Source organism: Methylobacterium aquaticum, assembly GCF_001043915.1.
Classification (GTDB): Bacteria; Pseudomonadota; Alphaproteobacteria; order Rhizobiales; family Beijerinckiaceae; genus Methylobacterium; species Methylobacterium aquaticum.
In genome coordinates, this window is the sequence record NZ_LABX01000399.1 from 1 (window position 1) to 845 (window position 845).

Sequence of the window (845 nt, forward strand, 5' to 3'; positions counted from 1 at the left end):
GCGCCACGCCGAGGCTTGCTTGTTCGGGAGTAATACCGGTTTCGATCTGGGCCGTTCGCGCCAGCCGCCGTCAAGGGCGTGACGAAACCGCGCGTCGCATGAATCGGCGAAGGGAGTGGCAAGGGGCGGAGGATCGTGTATAGGCTGCGCCACCCTCGCCCTCACACGGCGAGGTTTTTCGCCTTGGCAGACCGTGCTGGACGACATCCCGGCCCGGCCGAGCCCCGCGCGGAAGGCGGCCTCCTTGTGGAGCCCGCGCACCTCGTGAACCCGTAACCCCCGAAAGGACACGCGATGTCGATCACGGCGGAGCGCAAGACCGCGCTCATCAAGGAACATGCCCGCGGCGGAACCGACACCGGCTCGCCGGAGGTGCAGGTTGCGATCCTCACCGAGCGGATCCAGAACCTCACCGGGCACTTCAAGACCCACACCAAGGACAACCACTCGCGCCGCGGCCTGCTCAAGCTGGTGTCGCAGCGCCGGTCGCTCCTCGACTACCTGAAGCGCAAGGACGAGGCCCGCTACCGCGCCCTCATCGAGCGCCTCGGTATCCGCCGCTAAGGCGGGATACACGCGGTTCGGGCACCGGTCCGGGCCGCGTTTTTGCGAGGAAGCCCAAGGTTTTCCTCGTCCCGGGTGGGCCGGAATGGGTCCGGCCGCCCTCACTCCGGGACCCGCGAGGAACGTGGGCCGCGACCGCCAGGGCAGGATCGCCGGTGGCTCATCCGAAGAGCCCCTCGCCGTCTTGCGCTGGCGCCGCCCTCCCGGACCGCAGGAAGGCATGACGAACATGTTCGACGTTCAACGCGAAGAGCTGCTGTGGGGCGGGCGCAAGCTCGTGC

At 68.4% G+C, this 845-nt stretch carries 1 protein-coding gene; it reads left to right on the plus strand.

Annotated features, from left to right (window positions below):
• Window positions 1–294: 294 nt before the first annotated feature.
• Window positions 295–564, plus strand: a complete 270-nt coding sequence (gene rpsO / locus VP06_RS32785) for a 30S ribosomal protein S15 (protein WP_048427462.1) — start codon at window positions 295–297, stop codon at window positions 562–564.
• Window positions 565–845 lie beyond the last annotated feature (281 nt).

Coding starts and splice junctions, on each gene's coding strand:
- rpsO (WP_048427462.1), top strand. CDS start 295: ATGTCGATCACGGCGGAGCGCAAGACCGCGCTCATCAAGGAACATGCC.